This window comes from Vibrio sp. V15_P4S5T153 (genome assembly GCF_963874485.1).
GTDB classification, from domain to species: domain Bacteria; phylum Pseudomonadota; class Gammaproteobacteria; order Enterobacterales; family Vibrionaceae; genus Vibrio; species Vibrio anguillarum.
The window spans coordinates 534,575-550,191 of sequence record NZ_CAWNHR010000017.1 but is presented as its reverse complement, the minus strand read 5'-3'; the positions used below and the strand labels follow the sequence as shown (position 1 = coordinate 550,191).

General features: G+C 36.1%; 17 protein-coding genes. 4 read left to right on the top strand and 13 right to left on the bottom strand.

The window, feature by feature from the left end; translation table 11 throughout:
• The 11 genes from AACT42_RS13270 to AACT42_RS13220 form a co-directional block, all read right to left on the bottom strand.
• Nucleotides 1-194, bottom strand: a 194-nt coding sequence (locus tag AACT42_RS13270) for a hypothetical protein (protein ID WP_217899762.1), incomplete at its 3' end; no start/stop codon positions are given.
• 277 nt (nt 195-471) lie between these two features.
• Nucleotides 472-879, bottom strand: a complete 408-nt coding sequence (locus AACT42_RS13265) for a hypothetical protein (protein WP_094132382.1) — start codon at nt 877-879, stop codon at nt 472-474.
• Nucleotides 880-881: 2 nt separating this feature from the next.
• Nucleotides 882-1,922: a hypothetical protein gene (locus AACT42_RS13260; protein WP_094132380.1), complete on the bottom strand. Its 1,041-nt coding sequence runs from the start codon at nt 1,920-1,922 to the stop codon at nt 882-884.
• Between the two features lie 12 nt (nt 1,923-1,934).
• A complete protein-coding gene (locus AACT42_RS13255) occupies nt 1,935-3,425 on the bottom strand; it encodes a hypothetical protein (protein WP_094182860.1) in 1,491 nt (496 codons plus the stop codon).
• Nucleotides 3,418-3,678 carry a hypothetical protein gene (locus AACT42_RS13250; protein ID WP_094182859.1) on the bottom strand — a complete coding sequence of 87 codons (261 nt, stop codon included), beginning with the start codon at nt 3,676-3,678 and terminating at the stop codon, nt 3,418-3,420. Before AACT42_RS13250 ends, AACT42_RS13255 begins: the two co-directional genes overlap by 8 nt.
• A gap of 34 nt (nt 3,679-3,712) precedes the next feature.
• A complete protein-coding gene (locus AACT42_RS13245) occupies nt 3,713-4,057 on the bottom strand; it encodes a hypothetical protein (RefSeq protein WP_094182858.1) in 345 nt (114 codons plus the stop codon).
• Nucleotides 4,041-4,652, bottom strand: a complete 612-nt coding sequence (locus AACT42_RS13240) for a hypothetical protein (protein WP_094133584.1) — start codon at nt 4,650-4,652, stop codon at nt 4,041-4,043. Before AACT42_RS13240 ends, AACT42_RS13245 begins: the two co-directional genes overlap by 17 nt.
• Nucleotides 4,627-5,628: a recombination-associated protein RdgC gene (rdgC, locus tag AACT42_RS13235; RefSeq protein ID WP_094133583.1), complete on the bottom strand. Its 1,002-nt coding sequence runs from the start codon at nt 5,626-5,628 to the stop codon at nt 4,627-4,629. The genes AACT42_RS13240 and rdgC overlap by 26 nt, the downstream gene beginning before the upstream one ends.
• A 35-nt stretch (nt 5,629-5,663) precedes the next feature.
• Nucleotides 5,664-5,993 carry a hypothetical protein gene (locus AACT42_RS13230; protein ID WP_094133582.1) on the bottom strand — a complete coding sequence of 110 codons (330 nt, stop codon included), beginning with the start codon at nt 5,991-5,993 and terminating at the stop codon, nt 5,664-5,666.
• 1 nt (nt 5,994) lies between these two features.
• Nucleotides 5,995-6,999, bottom strand: coding sequence for a hypothetical protein (locus tag AACT42_RS13225; RefSeq protein ID WP_094133581.1), 1,005 nt, complete (start codon nt 6,997-6,999; stop codon nt 5,995-5,997).
• A gap of 9 nt (nt 7,000-7,008) precedes the next feature.
• Nucleotides 7,009-7,752, bottom strand: coding sequence for a hypothetical protein (locus AACT42_RS13220; protein ID WP_141193246.1), 744 nt, complete (start codon nt 7,750-7,752; stop codon nt 7,009-7,011).
• A gap of 75 nt (nt 7,753-7,827) precedes the next feature.
• On the opposite strand from AACT42_RS13220, the gene AACT42_RS13215 reads away from it, so the two are divergent.
• Nucleotides 7,828-9,192 carry a hypothetical protein gene (locus AACT42_RS13215; protein WP_094133579.1) on the top strand — a complete coding sequence of 455 codons (1,365 nt, stop codon included), beginning with the start codon at nt 7,828-7,830 and terminating at the stop codon, nt 9,190-9,192.
• Nucleotides 9,193-9,274: 82 nt separating this feature from the next.
• Nucleotides 9,275-11,584 carry a hypothetical protein gene (locus AACT42_RS13210; RefSeq protein ID WP_094133578.1) on the top strand — a complete coding sequence of 770 codons (2,310 nt, stop codon included), beginning with the start codon at nt 9,275-9,277 and terminating at the stop codon, nt 11,582-11,584.
• On the opposite strand, the gene AACT42_RS13205 is transcribed toward AACT42_RS13210, so the two are convergent.
• Complete coding sequence (locus tag AACT42_RS13205) at nt 11,572-12,513, bottom strand: hypothetical protein (RefSeq protein ID WP_094133577.1); 942 nt, start codon at nt 12,511-12,513, stop codon at nt 11,572-11,574. The genes AACT42_RS13210 and AACT42_RS13205 overlap by 13 nt on opposite strands.
• Nucleotides 12,514-12,578: 65 nt before the next feature.
• On the bottom strand, nt 12,579-14,237 hold the full coding sequence (locus AACT42_RS13200; RefSeq protein WP_094133576.1) for a DNA repair protein RecN: 1,659 nt from the start codon (nt 14,235-14,237) through the stop codon (nt 12,579-12,581).
• Between the two features lie 101 nt (nt 14,238-14,338).
• Between AACT42_RS13200 and AACT42_RS13195 the strand changes: the two genes are divergently transcribed.
• Nucleotides 14,339-15,097: a hypothetical protein gene (locus AACT42_RS13195; RefSeq protein ID WP_094133575.1), complete on the top strand. Its 759-nt coding sequence runs from the start codon at nt 14,339-14,341 to the stop codon at nt 15,095-15,097.
• 75 nt (nt 15,098-15,172) lie between these two features.
• On the top strand, nt 15,173-15,478 hold the full coding sequence (locus tag AACT42_RS13190) for a hypothetical protein (protein WP_094133574.1): 306 nt from the start codon (nt 15,173-15,175) through the stop codon (nt 15,476-15,478).
• The last annotated feature ends 139 nt before the right edge of the window (nt 15,479-15,617 follow it).

The following is a 15,617-nucleotide window of genomic DNA, read 5'->3' as shown; positions in this document are numbered from 1 at the left end:
GCAGTAGGAGCACCACCTTCAGAAGCTGTAAATAGAGTTGCAGCAGCTTGGATTTGTTGTGCTTGGTTAATTAGAGTCGCTGCTTTAGCGTCAGAAGAACCACGGTTGAACGCGTCACCGCCGTAGTAAAGTGAAGCACCTGCTAGAACTACAACTAGAGCGATTGCGATGATTGAGATGATTAAGTTAAACATTTGTTAATTACCTTTTTATTATTTATTTATTTATTTATTATTTATTTGTTTGTTTTTTGTTTTGTGTGATGCTCATCACATGTCTAAATAATATTGTTAATAATATGACCTAGCAACCATTTTTTTTAAATAATTAAAAACATTTTTTTTAGCAAGCTTAATTATCTTTTTTATTAATCATTTACAAAGTAAAAAAAATATTTATTGATAAATGTGAAAATTAGCCATTTTAAGACAATAAAAAAGCGAGCCTAGGCTCGCTTAAGTTTGATTTAACTTACTGTTTTATAATGACTTTTTTCGCTGGTTTAAGGGCGAATGTTATTCCAGACATAGGCTCTTTATCACCAAAAGCCCTACATGATTCACCCATACAGTACTCTCTAAGCGTGAATCCTTTGCACCTTTCTATAACAATTGATGACTTTGCAAGTTCTTCTTTCCAGTCTTCAAGACCGACATTCTTCAAAATAAGGTACTTGCTCTTAGGGTGAACCGTTACCGCGTAACCAAGCTCTACAGATTCTTTTTTACACTGCTCATAGGCAAACTTTTCAACAGCCTTTTCTTCATACTCAACACCAGGATTGGAAAAAAGGTATACAGAAAGACCAATGACTGATAGTGCAATGAAGAAAATCAGAGTTCCAGCAAATTTGAAAAAGTTTTTCTTTAAAAAAGGCATATCTACTCCGCTAATTTATTCAAAACATCTTTCTTAGATTTTTTAGGTTCAGTATTAGTGATTGTGTTTTCTAGGTCTTCAATTGAATCCTTTACTTCTTCAACCGTTTCTTCTTTTTTAGTAACACGATCAATAACGTTTTTCTTGATAGAATCATAATTTGGAGTAGGGGAGGTAGTGATCTTCCATGTGTTTGTTGCAACCACATAACGCATATCTTTCACATAAACGCCACTATTCTCATTAGTCATGTATCTATTGAGCTTATTAATTTCGAGCATAGGGCTTTTAGTACTACTCTCATATAGATGCTCATTAGTGATTCTGTTCTTTTCATCTTGCCTGTTCACCATAGCAGCGCCAAGCAGAATGAATGAAGCAGTAAGCATAATAAAACTAAAGACAAAGAATCCATATCCAGAAGAAGTAAATTTATTCATCTTATCTTTGAAAACAATATTTTTGTTTTCTTTGTGGTACTTCAAGTTAGCAGCACTAATTTTAGCTACAGAAATCTTCTCTTCATCCTTGACCACTGCTAATGAAAAGTTTTCCTTGATTATGGTAACGCTATCTGAATCATCAAGCTCTTCTATAATAGAGGTTAAAGCTCCGCGACCTGAACCACCTTCATGTATTTCCCAAAGATAACCCTCGCCATAAGAAACTATGTTGTAGAAAGCATTATCAATAGGCGTTACATTGGCTGAAGCAAAGTTAAATAAATATTCCTTAACTTCCTTTTTGGTTACTTTTGCATAATAACCCATGTAGAACTCGATTGGCTCAGAAACAACGACTTCCTTTTCTTTAGTCTGCATTTTCTTATCTTGTTTCTTGGACTTTTTAGCAAAAAAACCTTTCTTATTTTTTTCGTCACTAACATTGATGACTGAGTTTTCATCAGGTGTGCTTGCATCGGAGTCAGAATCATCAACAGCCAAAGAATCAGGAGTAGGAGAATCGTCTATTACAAGCTCCTCCTGGCGCTTGTTTTTTCTTTTGAAAATTCGACTTAAAAAGCCATTTTTATCTTCACTCATTTTTATTTCTTCTTATCTGTTTCCAAAAATGGTAACTGTTGGACGGATCATTATAAATGTACTGTTTTTAGAATAGTTCTGCTTTTGATAAGCAATATCTGAATCTTCAGCAAATGATGGGGCATTTCTATCATCGCTATATTCATTAAAACTAATACCGCCAATGATTACTGACTCACCAGCCATGATCTTAATAACATCACTAAACTTCTGCTCACGAGTTTGAGGCTGAGAAACCATTCCTAATTGATTACCAGCATTTAGCTCTACCCATTTAGTTAAGCTGCTAATCTCCATGCCAAAATCGATTGTAACGAGCTGGGATTTTGCATCAAACCAAGGTTTCAAATGTAGTTTCGTACCTAAATCAAGGTATGTAACAGAGACATTTGAAGACTCACTATCAGATTCAGTATCTGATGTTCCACTAAGCTCATCTATATAAGGAACTTTATCACCAACGCTCATCATTACTTCTCGCCCTGATAAGGTTTTCATAATTAATGACTGTGATGTTTCAGCTTTACCATAGGTAGATAAGAAATCAATAACGTTTGAAAGAGTAAACTCACCATTGCCAATCTCCAGTGCTGACGATGTACCAGTTATTGATGCATTTGCTTTAACATCTCTAATTGAGCTTCCTAGTTCTTCGGCAGGATTAGTGCTATTGCTATTATCACTGTCAGAATCAGACGAGTCATCTGATGAATCATCGCTAGTTACGGTGTCACCCGTCTGAACGCCATCACCAATTTTGATTCCAAACTTACTCCAATCAATGCCTTCAGCTTTATGCCTATTTACTTGCACTGTAATGATAGCTACTTGCATTGAAACCAAACTAGTGTTCACTGTCAGCCTGTCAAGATACGTTGTAATCTTCTGATGGTTTGCTTTTGAAGCTTTATAAAAGATTGTAGCCGCATTTACAGAGTAACTTACTTCTTCAGCACCCATTGATTTGAGATCGTTTTGTATCTGTTTGGCTATCACATCATCTTGAGGAATTCGCAACTGGTAAGAAGTTAACTTCTCAACAGTAACAATATCGCCAGCATGGTAGCTGAAGTTGATGCCATAAGCTGCCTCAAAAGCATCCAGTAAATGACCAAGCTTACCATCAAAGTCAATCATTACTATTGGCATGGTTCTAATAGCTTCGTCAGGAATTACTAGATACAAACCTTTTTGCTTTAGAATTGGAACAAGGTCTTTTATAGTAGCACTACCTCGAAAACCAGTCTTAATATTCTTATTAGAAAACTTATCTGGTATAGGGGAGCCTTCCTCTAAAATTAAAAGGTCGTTAATAGGAACAAATCGAATTGGAGGCTCTTCATTCTTCCAATCATTTACAACATTATTGGTTATCTTGTCCTGATTTAATGCTTCTTCCAGTGATTTAGGAATAGATTTACCCGAGGTACAACCAGACAAAGTAGAAACAGCCAGTATACAACCAATTATTAAACTTAATTTATTAACTTTATTTTTATTCATTATTAGAAATCTCTACATACACGTCTTTAGCTGAATCGTAATAAATCTTGACACCATCTACTTCAGCCACGAAGTCAAGATTTTGGTTAACGGAAGCTCTTCCTGTTTCAGAAAGCGATTGCTCAACTGGATCCTCCTTTTCACACATTGCCGATTTATCTTCAATATACTGATATGGCAGGAAAGGATTGGTTTCAGAGGCGATAGCGTTAGAACAAAGAAGAATAGAAGTAAAAGCTATAATTTTATTCATAATTTTATTCATAATTTTTGTTTTATAACTTAAACTAATTAATTTCGGTTTTCAAACTTTTTTCTCTTATAAGATGAAGAAGTTTTAACATTTCCGAATACGATTCACTTGCAGCTACATTTCCAATAACTCTATTTTTACCAAAAAGCAGGTAGAAGTCATTGCAAAAAATAAAACCATTGATGAACTTATTGATTTCCAATGGTAAATTACTGTAAACGCTTGTCATATCTTCTATAGACTCAAATTTACTGGTAACGCTTGAGAGGTCAAGTCCATCACTAAAAATGCCAACGTAGGCTTTTCTTGTTTTAAAGTTTGATACGAATTCACTCACTTCTTTAAGATCTACAGGGTTAGCATCAATCAACATACTCATTTTTTATTCCTTTTAGAGGTTTAAAAACACCTATTTTTTTTATTGAATTTTTATTTTTGTCGATAATATCATAAAAACCAGAATATACTAAACAAGCTTTTTGATTTTTGTTTACAAGAACAGTACCGCTCATTCCCTTAGGGTAAATACAGTTATCTGAATAATATGCAGAACCATCACCATTAGGTGTTAAGTTACACATATTAAGGTAATTTGCAGTATATCCATAATCTTGACACTCACCGATAAGTTCAGAACTAAACTTTCCAGATAAAGCAATGTCGGAACCTGTTAAGCCAGTATATTTACCAACATAAAATGGTTTCATTACTTCGTAGTATTTTGCGCCTGAATGTATATAGAGAGGAATGTACTCTTCATCATCACCTGTGAAACAGTGGCTGGCAGTAATGACTAAATCATCGCTCATCAAACCTTTGCATTGATGAACATAGATTCCATCTACTTTCTTAAGTAGATTAATAGAAATGGGTGCTTTGTGATTAGATTTAAGGAGTGAATTAAGAAGAAAAGGGGCTACAAGTAGCCCCAATATAACAATGGGCTTCTTAATCTTGACTAGAAATTTCTTCATTTTTAGCAAGACCACCAAAGCATTCGATAACACCGTTTAGCACGGTATTTGTGTATTTTGTGAAAGCGTTGAATTCAGTGTCGAACTGCTGTAGTTCCGTGTCATATTCATTGCCTTTAAGAATTTCCTTGAAGCATGAGCCTAGCTTGAATTTCTTAATCATAAAGCTTTCGTCAATGCTCATACGCGCATTCACTTCTTCATCTTCATTGCTATAAGACAATGCTAGGTTGACAACGCTGTAATTTTTCTCGCCAAGATAAATTTCTAGGTTACGATCACCTTCAAGCGTTTGAGCTGAATACGAGATCTTACCTTGTTTACGCCCATCACGCTGTGGTTCGCGAATGATACACTCACTCATAATCTCAAGTTGATCTGGCATTGTGTTTGTGTCTTCAACCCAAGCTGTCATTTTAAGAGGGATATCTGTAGCCACTTGTAGTGGAGCAAACTCAAAACCTTTGAACTCATTATCAGTTAGTTGGATTGTGCGCTCTAGAAGGTCAATGAATCGCTCTGCTTGCTTCATATTACCAGTGTTTAGGATTAGGCGCTTCTCAGCGATACACAGCCATCCTAGAGTGGTTGAAAACTTACTCTGTGCTGTTTTAAGAAGCTCGTTCTCAAGCTTGGTCTTGATCTGAGATTTTTCGTCTTTTGGCACTTTCTCAACATTGTTTTCTTTCTTAAATTTTGCGAACTCAGCATCCAACAGTTCTTTAAGCTCTGAAGTATTAATTTTCTTTTCTTCAGTTTTAAGCGCCATCAGAATATTTCCTTCTGATACAGCCCCAAGAACCTGCATGTCAAGATGTGGGGGAACCCAACCTGAATAGTGTCGAACATTGCCAGATACGCGCTTAAAAGGCAGGCTTTCTAGGCATTTATTGATACTGTCAGCAGTTAGATTTTGGAAAGCCTCATTTTTTGTTGAAATGAAAGCATTTAAAACGCCAAATGGTTTAAAAGACATATTTATTCCTTAATTTATTTAGTTGTTTAGTTTATTTAAATGATATGCTCAAAAATAAAAATTTCTAGCAGTTCACTTTTAAATCCAGGGTGATTGAGACATCTAGTGTTCAAGTAGTAGTTAAGGTTATTCCTAAACTGTGTATTGCCCGAATCAATCGATAGAGCTTCATCAACCAAAATTCTTTTATTAGACACATAATAATCATACAAGCTATCATTTTCAAAGATTTTTTTCATTTTATTTGAATGCTTTGCGATTATAAACATGATTTCCAGGCTGATTTTGTTCACAGAGCCATTGAATTCAAGAAAATCAACTGAATTTATATATCTTTTTAATTCGCTGTATAGTAAGTCATTCATATTAAATCCCGTTCAGCAGATTCGCAAAAAATTCTGCGCTCTTAACTGGATCTCCGTCAGGAAGGTCTTGCTTAACTGGTGCCAAATTCGCTTGTGTTTCTGTAAGCTTTCCGCTGTATACCTCATCAAGAACAATCGCGTACATTGAATCAAATCTAGCTTTCATTTTTGACATTTCACCGACTCTAAGATCGAAACCGCCAATTCTTCGCCTTGTTTCTTTGATAATCCAATTATTGTGCAATTCATTTTTAGGGTTTGTTGCAACACTGTACGCCCTACAAGGAGGTACACAGCCTTCGATTAGGAGATACTTTGATATTGTAATCAAATGAGACACGTTCGGCGGAAAATCAACGTATCTTGGGTCTTTTGTAATTTCGATTTCTAATGCTTTGAAATCTACACATTCCAGATTGTTTTGTACAAATTCATTGTATAAAAATACTCGAAAAACACCTGAGTCATCCCATAATCTCTTATACCTGAAGGACATTCTCTGCATAAAATCAACAAATTGCTGATTAACGATTACGCGAGAATTTTCACAAAAATCCACAAACTGGTTTGGAGTAGGGGCGAAAGAGCCAGTCCATCCAGATAAAAGGTTATCCAAGTTTTCTTGTATTGTAGTTGGGTTTATCGATTTACGCTCTAATGCATCCACCCACTCCCTGAACAAGTCGGTGACTTTCGATGGTTCTTTTGGTATTCGAAAGGATTCAAAATAGGAGCTGAATCTTTTAAACATTTCAGCGACATACGGCTGATACGAGTAACGCTTTGCAGCAGCAAGAATTGTATCTAAAGCCTGAGGTGTATCACCTCGATCTTCAAGGTATTTGCATACAAATTTTTCAATTTTGTCATCCGTAATGCAGTATCTTTGCATTTCAGCCACAATCAACTCTGCATCAACAGAGGTAAAACACACAATATCTTTTGACTTATTATCGACTTTCTTTGTTTTTTGTATATAAAGATAAACATTATCGGATATAGACATATTTATTACCTAAAAATCTACAGGTAGATCATCAAAATTGAATTCTTTATCTTTTTCATTTAGCGCATTAACACTACTTGTAAGTGAGTTTGACAACCAGCGTTGAATAAATGAGTTCATCATTGCTAATGGCTTTCTTTGGAGCGGATTATCCCTAAGCCACTCATACATGTCAAGAATTTCCATGTCAACATCAACGCCAGGAAATGCCTGCCTTAAAAGTGCTAGGTGCTTATCCCTAACACGGAATACCTGCCCCTCGGTTTCATACCTTTTTGTAGGCAACCAACCATTGTATTCGCCAAGAACTTCCAAAGTAGGATCTACATACTTAACAGCAAGTTCGTTATCTTCATTGTTAATCGCATCGAACAAAGATTTGCTTTGTTGCGAAGAGCGAGTATTAAGAATTCGAAGATTTGCAAGCTTTGCTTGCTCTAGCTGCTCATTCTTTAGCAATTTAGCTAGAAAATAAGAAGACACCTTGTTACTTAAACTCTCTAAGTCTAGAGATACTGTAAGTATGTCACTATCAATGGAGCTTACCTTGCTAACAAAATCTTCTGCATCACCTGCTTTTCCGAAGATAGCTAGAACATGTTCCGAGTCTATATCTAGATTAGATTGTTCGTCTCCGTGCTCCCATAGCGTAAAAAGCAACATCATTGCTTTTCCAAATTCATCATGCGACAACTTGCCGATTAGTGCTTTTAAGTCCGTTGAAGGACACAGTTTCAGTGTGTGAAATTTCATTTTTTATTACGAAATTGATTTTATGTGTGTTAATATTAAGGAAAGCAATGATATTAATAAATTTGGAAAAAGTAAATGCAAATTAAATTTGACGAAATAAAGACTTACTTCAAGCAAGTTGCTCCACATGTGTCTGAAGACATCATGGATGACTGGCTTCGTTCTGGCGCTGAAATCCTTAAGCTTGACATTGAAAGGGTAGAAAAATCTCTTACTCCAGAGTCACTATCCAAGAAAGTTGAGAATTCATTGCGCTATTCGATTAAACGTCTTTCGACCTTCAATCCACGCGATATGGGGGTTTTATATGTATCCCATAATGGTGGTTTTATAAGTTATGGTAATGATGATGTTCACAGTGTTTCTACTGTGGTTCAAGAAAAACTAGCAATGACTAACGTACAATCTATGCCTAATGCCGCATTGAGAAGTATGAGATTGAAAGATGATGCGATGAGAGAATTCCTCAAAGAAATGCATCGCTATGAGCTTAAACCGCTAGACGCACTAGTGGCGAAGGTTAAATCTGGTGAGCCGTGGGGTGAATACCCTTGGATGTCTGCGAATATCGGCGGTCTTTACAAAGATAAATTTGATAAGGTCTGGATGGTGGATTTCAGAATCCCTAAAAACCATGAAAAGGCTGAAGCTGCATATAAAGATATTGGTGATGGAAGCCGAGCAGCTATGGCTCAAAATAAAGCATTCATTGAAGGCAAGTACGGTGTGAAAATCGATCACTGCGCTGCTGCTATTCTATCGGTGGAAGATTTTTCTTGTATGGTAACGGTAGAACCAATTAATGATGATCTTTGTTTAGCCGTTAAAGACATCGGTGACTATTACTACAATGAATACGTTCAGAAGGGCATTGTACCTGTTGTTTCCTACGATAAGGAATTCGAAACAGTAAACGATATGCCTTCAGGTCTTAAAGGAGCAATTGCTGAGTATGCTTTATACAATAAGCTGGCTTCAGAATCTGATAAGATGAAGAAAACTGCTCGTAGCAGAGTTGAAGAGCTATTACAGATCCAAGGTGTTAACATCGCTCCTGTAGGCAAGAAAACTCAGGTTGGAGCTATTAGCTTTTCTACATCAGAAACTAAACCAAGTGTGGACAGTAAGCTGCTGATGAAGAAGTTTGTTGAGCTTGGTGGAAATCCTGAAGACTCAGAGATTTTCTCTCAATCTAAATCATCAACAAGATTAAATGTAACAAGAAGCAAAAACCATGTTGATTATGGCTTCATCACGAACCTAGCGTCTTCAGTTGAATCATTAATTAAAGACTCTGTTGTTGAAATGAAAGAGATTCACAACATTCATGAAGAAACCAAGCGAAACTTCGATCCAACCGAGCCTGGTGTTTTAGAGGAACTGGAAAAAGAGTCTAAGGAAAAAGCTAGTTCATACGATGACGAACTTGAACTCTTCTAGTTTTTTATTGGTTTAAAAAAATCGGCAACTGTAATAATATAGTGGATATATTTTATATCCACTTTTTTATTTAAGAAATAATATGAATATCATACTTTACCCAAGAGTTTATAATAAAAGAGGCGCTGAGAATTCTCATAGCGTCTTAGGTGTGACTCATGAAGGTGAGCTTGTAAATGTTAAACTTCGATTAGATAAAGTAACTGAAAATAGCCCTTCAATAAAAGAGTTTAGCCGTGATGACAGAAAGGCGAAACAGGCTTGTACTGCAACGAAAGATAACGGTAAGGATAAAAGGGAAGGGGTTCTCCTATTTACCCGTTGCTTTCTAGATGAGAAAGATTACAACAATAATGAAACCAACTATGTTGCTAAGTGGGCAACTGTCCTTTGTGAAGACAAGGATAGTAATGAACCATTAATAGGTTTTGGTCGATTGGTTATTCCTAAAGATTTCGAGATCTACAAGTCATTAGCAGAAAAACTTCAAGTGGCATTAGAAAAAGAAGAAGATGATGAAATAGATTCCATCAAAACTGAAATGGCTAAATATTCTAGTTTTTCATTCCCTGGCATTATATATTCACACGATAAAATTAGAACCTTTATCAGTAGCGAAATTGAAGAAGCCAGAAAGTATGTAAAAAAATCAATATATGAGACGTTTCAATCTGGAATGGTTGGTGGCTTTGCTATTCGTTTGCTCACAAAAGACTATAAAGTGATCCCAAACTCCTATTTGGAGGTGTACCAAAAATATAACCCAAAAACAAAAGAATATATAACAGCTAAACAAACAGCAGACATGTATTTTGATTCAGACCATGCAAAAACAGCGTTTAAGAGTAATGAGTTTTTGATTGATATTATTCCTTTAAAGAGGATGAATTCAGGCAAATTTACAACTAAGCATTATTCATCCAAAAATGTTTACCCAATGGTCAAATCTCTTTATTCAACGATTAAGGGGAATATAAAAATCTGTAAGGTTGTAGCTAAAACCTACAACTTTGTAAACCCTCAAAATTTCGATGAGACAAAAGTTCTCCTTGATAGAATGCATTCCCTGTCAGAGCCGCTAGGTCATCCCATGAGGCTATCTAAAGACGGAACGATGTCTTTGTTGCTTAGAGGTGAGACAAGTGACTCTATAAACACTGATACTGAAAAGTTCTACTGGGTTGGAAATGATCCCTCAAGAATGTCTATGACTAGAAATCAAAGGATTCTGTACCTTCTTGATAAGGGACATATGCCAACTTCTTCAAAGGGTAGAGTAAATGACACCGTTCAATTAATAGAAAATGACTCATATCCAATCAATAATGATGACGATGATGATTCTTCTGAAAACATTCAAAATTCTTCAAGTGAAAACATTAAATCCAATAAAATGGAAATAGAGGAAGACTCTCAAATGATTGAGGAAATTGAAACGGATTCTGGTGAAAAAGATTTAGGCAAGGATACTGATTGCAAAAAAGAGATGGATGGAATCGTAAATCATGTTAAACAATCAGAAAACGAAGTAGAAGCGGAACTTGGCTCAGATGAAGAACTGGAGCAATCAGAGCCATCTCAAGATTCAACTTCTCCACATATTTCAGATGAAGAAAATTTTGTCGATGAATGTCACGTAGATACTGAATCTAAAAGTGATTCAAATGATAATGAAGGCATTAATTCAACAGATATAGATATAAATGACGTTGATGAAAATAAAATCCAGACTTTAGATGATCATATACAAACTGAATCAACTGTCACTCATGTTGATTTTGGTTCTCTAGTCGAGCTAGAGGATTCGTTATCAACAACTCAATCGGGAAATCACGAAGATACAAACTCCGAGGGAATTGTTGATGTATCCCCTGAAAACTCATTTGTACAAGATCACGAACCAATAGAAGTACGTAACGATTCATATGAAATCGTTGAAGAATCTGATTCTACTGATAATTCAGATGAAAGTGTTGAGGAATATGATTCTACTGATAATCTAGATGAACAAGTTGAAGAACCTAACACTACTGATAATCTAGATGAACAAGTTGAAGAACCTAACACTACTGATAATTCAAGTGATGAAGATCTACGCCTCACTGAAGAAGAAAATGAAATCGAACTTCAGGAAGATATTCAAGATGACTATTCATCAAAGTTCATGGAAAGTATCGAGCAGATCAAAAAAGGAAAAGCGTCTGACGTAATACCTGATGAGCAAGATCCTACTGACATATTGGCTAGATGGACAAATGGTTCTGTAGATAAGAGGGATGTTGAACCTAAGCCATCAGAGGTTGAGCCAAAAGAGAAGCCTCAACAAATTGAGGCTTCTGGTGAGGAAGAACTAACAGGCATGGCTGCGTTCATGAAAGGCTATCTTGAGTAACCAGTTGTTTGATTTTTTTCTTTAACAGGCTGCAATCCGAAAGCTCTATACCCAGTGGTTACATCCATTGGGTATTTTTTGGACTCTTTATTGATATCTAACAGCTCTTCTCTAAGAAAATGATATTCCTGGTGCTCGTTAGGATCTATATTGAACTGCTTGCATTCAGATAAAACGATATTGATTTTTTCTTTAATTTTTTTAACTTTTAACGCTTGTTCATGAGTAAGAGTTTCAGTGATAACTTTATTTATTTCAGCGGTAGGGTGGAAATATGCAGTAATAATTTCTTCTCCACCGTAAAGCTCAGTGAAGTATGCAGCTTTAGTGTTTTTTGCAGGGTAAAAAACACCTTTCGTGCCATCCTTACCGTTTGTTGATTTGTTTTTTTCTTTAATGTTTATATAGCAAGAAAACCCCTCATTTTCTCGCTTGTTCTGTACCTTTAATTCTATTTCGTAAGTTTTCTTTAGAACACGAATGGAGTTGCCATCAGTTACAGCTATGTTACCAAAGTCATCAAGCTCTATAACTCCATTCATTGGAATGAAGTACTCACCAACTTTAGCAATGTGTTGCTTTCCACTTGGATCCGTTACCTTGTAAGACTTACCTGTACTTTTCTTAGCGCTCCATCCAAAAAGCAAATCTTTACCTTTTTGAATTTTGTAGTCACCAATGATTAAGTCTCCAGTCTCATCTTGTGCTATCACACCGACTTTTGGTAATTCATCACCAACTTTCAGGAGGCAGTGATCATTACTGGCTTCTTCAGAGGCGGAAGGTGGTTCGACTTTCGTACCGTTACTACGGGTAACGATGTACTTTCCACTTTCTACCTCTTCAAATTTCCAGCCATTAAGGATTTCTTTGTTTTGTCCATGCTCAACATACGAAGCTTTGGCTAATAGTGCGTTGTAATTTGACATAATTAATTAAATCAATGATTGTTTTATATCATTATATCAAATTGGCTTTATCCTTACACTAAAAATTAACTGCGACTAATCATACTCTTAGCCAATCCTATGGACTCCTGTGAATTTTCATCTCCGTTTAACATACGCGCAATCTCTTTGATTTTTTCTTCATCAGATAACATAACAATCTTATTTGATACAGTATCTTGCGTATTGTCTTTAGAGACTACAAGATGATGATCAGAATAAGAAGCAACAGAAGGTTGGTGTGTAATTGAAACCACTTGTGCGTTAATTCCTAACTGCTTAAGCATAGCGCCCACAGAATCCGCTGATTTACCACCAATACCGACATCAACTTCATCGAAAATCAAAGTAGGTAGCGAACTTCTTTCAGAAATTGCAACTTGCAAGCATAGTGAAACCCTTGAAAGCTCACCACCAGAAATGGCTTGCGAAAGTGGTTGCTTCTCAGTCCCTTTATTCGCGCTGAACAAAATTTCACAAGAAGTTAAACCTGTACTTTTAGCTGCGTCTGTCATTTTTAGCTCAAATGAAATTTGAGCAGTTTCAAGCCCTAAGCCTGGCATCATCTCCTGCATTTTAGCTTCAATCAACTCTGCCGCTTTCAGGCGCTCAGAATGGAGTACTAATCCATGCTCTTTAAACGCTTCAAATTTTTGCTCTGATTTTTCCTTAAGTTCGATGATTTCTTGCTCTACTTCATCAAATCCATTCACATCTCTTTCTAGCCTAGATTTAACGCTTAAAAGATCATTAGGGTTAACATCATGCTTTTTCGCGATGCTTTCAAACTTGGCGATACGAGAACCAGCTTCATTGATATCAAAGTCATCCATTTCATAGTTATTCGATAAGGCTGAAAGATTTGATACTGACTCTTGAACGTTAATTGAAGCTTCTTCAAGCATTCCATAGACATCATCAATCACCTGATCTGTACCTAGTAGGTGATTCAACTTTTTCTGCGCTTCAGTAATTGCTGACGCAACTGAGAAATCCTCATTTTCTAAGACAGAAGCTGCTGAACTTATATCAGATAAGATCTTTTCTTTATTACTATGCTTAGTAAAGGATTCTTTTAAGTTGTCATACTCATCATCATCGGGATTTAGTTCTTCTAGCTCATTCAGATAAAAGCGGTTTAGTTCTTGCTGAACCTTCATAGCTCCCAGTCTGTCTTTAGCTTCTTGCAGGCTCTTTATGGTAAGCATGTATTCCTTATAACTGCTTTTCGTAGCTGCAAGGGCGGAGCTTTCAGCCAGGCACGAATCCAAAACGCTCAGACCACTTTCTTTTTTAGTGAGTTGGTGATGGGAATGTTGAGCATAAATTGAAACCAATTGATTACTTAACTCTTTGAGTTGAGTAGTAGATATTGGTTCGCCATTAATCAATGAGCGGCTTTTTTTATTCGATTTTAAAATTCGCTTAATGATAATGTTTCCGTCATGAGAAAAGCCGTTAAATTCAAGCCATGAGATAACCTTAGGGTAGTTAACTACATCGAAGGCTACCGTGATAGTGGCTTGTTCTTTACTGCTCATGATTTTGTTATAGTTTGCTCTTTCACCAAGGGCGAGCGCCAAAGCGTCAAGAATGATTGACTTACCAGCGCCAGTTTCACCAGTAAGCGCGGTAAAGCCTTTATCAAGCATAATGTTGGCATTTTGACAAATTACGAAATCGCCAATAGAGATTTGAGTTATCACATTAGTTACTCCTTAAACTTTTGATAAAAAATAGCATTATTACTTGTCACTTGCAATAATTTTGGTATTATTAAGGCAATTAAAAAAGAAAGGTTTACGTTATGCATTTGGTGATTTTTGATGGACAATATTTGTTTCAAATGTTGAAACAAGAGCAAGCGCAGGTTAGTCATACTGCTATGGCTGATGTTGCGGATAAAATCGTCAGCTCAATTGGTGCTACACATGCGCTATTCGTTTTTTCAGACATGGTAAATAGCTGGAGAAAGGAATTAGTTGAGACCTATAGCATTAAAAAGCACGACTTTAGCTTTTCGGATTTGGCACTATTGGGTAAGCACAGAGCTTATTTAAAGCAATGTGGATACGCATCTGTACAAGTCTCTAAACTTGAGGTGTTTGATATCAGTAGCATTATCTGCAATAAAATTGGTACTGGCAAATGCAAGGTTACGCTGATAACCAATTGCCCATTGTGCTTCTCACTAATAAGCGAAAGTGTCGAGATTAAAGATGCCGCTTTGACATCCACGAAGAATCAGGGGTGGCTTAAGTCGAGAATTGCGTTACCAAAAGCAATGCTTGGTGAATACTATTCCATTCATGGCCTTAGTTCGCTTGGCGTTCCTGGAACCCCTGAAATATCAAAGTCAGAAGTTATTGAAGTCCTAAAACAATACAACGGACTATACAACATTCAGAAGATGCTTGGTGAAGAAATTCATGATAAAAAGCTTAAAAGTGTCGTGGATAACTTCGATCAGATTTCGAGAAATTACGGTGTAACTCTTGCTAAAACTGATGTAAAACTAGGGACATCTATGCATGTAATGGAAGTGCGAAACAGAATTGCAGCATAGGATATCTAAATTGAAAAAAAAGAGGCTTAACCACAAGCTATTTCGCTTTGTGTGTTAAATAAAAGGAATTAAACAATGTTTCTTAATGATTTAGTTAATAAGATTACTGAATTAAATACCTCAATAACTACGGAGCTAGTATCACCAAGAAAGGTGATTATTAAACCTGATTCAAACAAAGAATCATACATTGAGGTTCGAGACAACTTAGATGCAAACTTTGAGGTTATGTCATACACCATTCAAGTATTCCTTCATACTAAAAATGGCTATGAATCCAGAAATTATTTTGAACCTTGCACAAAGAGAAAAACAAGTACGGCAATTGAGTATATCAATAGGTACATTAATTACATTGCTGACAATAACTGCTGGAAGTAAGTTAATAGAGTGCATTGTATTTTGTTTTATGTAAACCTCCATCACTCTGAACGCATATCCAATATAATAGAGGCTTTCTGAGCACCATTCTAGGCAACTATAAGACGAAAGCGAAATGTCTTGGCTTAGATACCTTTTG